At 73.2% G+C, this 2,771-nt stretch carries 1 protein-coding gene and 1 pseudogene; both read left to right on the plus strand.

Going from position 1 to position 2,771, the window contains the following annotated elements; genetic code table 11:
- On the plus strand, window positions 1–2,432 hold a 2,432-nt coding region (locus GWI24_RS43050; protein WP_210951461.1), incomplete at its 5' end, for a tetratricopeptide repeat protein.
- Between the two features lie 134 nt (window positions 2,433–2,566).
- Window positions 2,567–2,771: pseudogene (locus GWI24_RS43055) on the plus strand (sugar hydrolase); the annotation flags it as partial.

Below are 2,771 nucleotides of genomic sequence, written 5' to 3' on the forward strand. Positions count from 1 at the left end.
CCGGGGCGGACACGCCCTGGTTCAACGCTCAGCGTTCGGTGCTCGAGGCCGAGCGGTTCACCGGGCAACTGGACCAGATGGACGTGCGGTTGCGGCTGGGGCAGCACGGCCGGGCATTGCCCGAGCTGGCCGCCCGCGCCGAGGCGCATCCGCTGGACGAGCGGGTGGCCGGACAGCTGATGCTGGCCCTGTACCGGTGCGGGCGCCAGACCGAGGCGCTGGAGCACCATGAGCGCATCCGGCGCCGGCTGGCCGAGGAGACGGGGCTCGATCCCAGTCCGCCGCTGGTGCTGCTGCGCCAGCGGATCCTCACCGCGGATCCGGCGCTCGACCTCGCCCCGGTCACGGCCCCCGTGACGCCCCGACGGCGACCGCGGCCGGTGCCTCAGCAACTCCCCGCACCGCCGGTCACGTTCGTCGGCCGCGAGCGGGAACTCGCCGCGCTCGACGACCTGTGCGAGACCGCCGACGGTGAGGGCACGCTCGACATCGCGGCGATCAGTGGTGTCGGCGGGGTGGGCAAGACCTGGCTGGCGCTGCGCTGGGCCCATCGCAACCTGCCGCGCTTCCCGGACGGGCAGCTCTATGTGAACCTGCGCGGGTTCGCTCCCGCCGCCGGCCCCGTCCCCGCGGCGGCGGCCGTACGCGGCTTCCTCGGCGCTCTGGGCGTGGATCCGCAGGAGATGCCCGCCGATCCGGAGGCACAGGCCGGGCTGTACCGGTCGCTGATCGCCGATCGCCGGATGCTGATCATGCTGGACAACGCCCGTGACGCCGACCAGGTGCGGCCGCTGCTGCCCGGCACGGGCGGCTGCGTGGTGCTGGTGACCAGCCGTGACCGCCTCACCGGGCTGGTCGCCGCCAATGGGGCACGTCCGTGTGTGGTGGACCCGCTCACCGACGGCGAGGCGCGGCTGCTTCTGGAGCGGCACCTGAGGCGGGTCCGGCGGACGGACGATCCGAAGGCGTTCGACGCGATCGCCGCGGCGTGCGCGGGGCTGCCGCTGGCGCTGGCGGTCGTGGCCGCGAGGGTCGCGGTGACCCCGCGGTTTCCGCTGCGGACGCTCGCCGCGGAGCTGCACGACACCCAGCTCGGCCTGGACGTCTTCAGCGGGGGCGATACCGCGACCGATGTACGGGCGGTGTTCTCCTGGTCGTATCACGCGCTCGGCACGGACGCCGCACGGCTGTTCCGGCTGCTCGGCCTCCATCCCGGACCGGACATCTCCCTCCCGGCCATGGCGGGCCTGGCCGGTCTCCCGGTTTCCCGGGTGCGCCCCCTGCTGGCCGAGCTGGCCCGGGTGCACCTGGTCGGGGAGGTCACGCCCGGCCGGTACACGCTGCACGACCTGCTCCGCGCCTACGCGGGCGAACTGGCCCACACCGTGGACCCCGAGGCCGATCGTAGGGGTGCGCGGCGCCGTCTCGTCGAGCACTATCTGCACACCGCCGATCGCGCGGCCGGGCTGCTGGACCCGCACCGGGACCGCGTCCCCCTGCCACCGGCCGTGCCGGACGCCTGCCCGCAGGAGATGGCGGACCAGGCCGCGGCGCTCGGGTGGTTCACCGCGGAGCACGCCGTACTGCTGGGCGTGGTCGACCTGGCGACCGGTGCCGATCTCGACGCGGGCGCCTGGCGGCTGGCCAGGAACCTGGAGACCTATTTCGACTACCGCGGACACTGGCACGACTGGGCCGCCGTCCAGCGCATCGCCCTCGGCGCGGCCCAGCGGCTCGGCGATCCGGCGTGGCAGGCCGGCGCCCACCGCGGCCTGGGCAGCTGCCTCACCCAGATGGGCCGCCTCGACGAGGGACACCGCCACTTCCGTCATGCCCTCGACCTCTACGAGCGGCTGGGCGATCCCATCCGTCAGGCACATGTCCACCGTGGCCTGGGCTGGGTCTGCGGCCGGCTGGGCGGCCACCGGGACGCGCTCGGCCACAACGAACGTGCCCTGACGCTCTATCGGCAGGCGGGGCACCGGGCCGGGGAGGCCCTGGCGCTGAACAACGTCGGGTGGGTGCACGCAGTACTGGGCGACTACCGGCAGACGCTGGAGTACTGCGCCCAGGCGGTGTCCGTGAACCAGGAGATCGAGGACCGGCATGCCGAGGCCGGGGCGTGGGACAGCCTCGGCTACGCCCATCACCACCTGGCCGAGTACCCCGCCGCCGTGACGTGCTACGCCCGGGCCCTGCGCCTGGTGCGTGGCTTCGGCGACCGGTACAACGAGACCGAGATCCTGAACCATCTCGGCGACACCCAGCTGGCCGCGGGCGACCTGGACGCCGCCCGGGCCGCCCGGGGCCAGGCCCTGGAGATCGCCCTCGAGATCGGCCATCCGGACACCGACGAGCTCCGTGCCAAGCGGGACGATCTCGACCCGGCGGGCTCCGCGGACCTCAGGGCTCCACATCCGGCCCTGCGCTGATGTCGGTACGTGAGCATGTCTAGACCAGTGTCATGTTCACTGCCATGATGACTCTGCACTTCCGGCACCCCCCGCTTCATGAGCCCCCCATTCCCCCCGCTGACGCGGCCGTGCGGCCGCGCGAGAGGTGACGTATGTCCAGACGCGTCTCCACAAGATTCCGGACCCTGCCCTGCTGGGCGTCGGCCTTACTCCTGGCCCTGGGCATGACCGCACTGGCCCCCGAGGCGTCCGCCCGGCCGGCGGTCCCGAGCACGATCCCGCTGAAGTTCACCAACAACTCCGGGCGCGGCGACCAGATCTACGTCTATACGCTCGGCACCCTGCTCTCGACCGGGC

Source organism: Streptomyces sp. MK37H (assembly GCF_018035285.1).
Taxonomy (GTDB): Bacteria; Actinomycetota; Actinomycetes; order Streptomycetales; family Streptomycetaceae; genus Streptomyces; species Streptomyces endocoffeicus.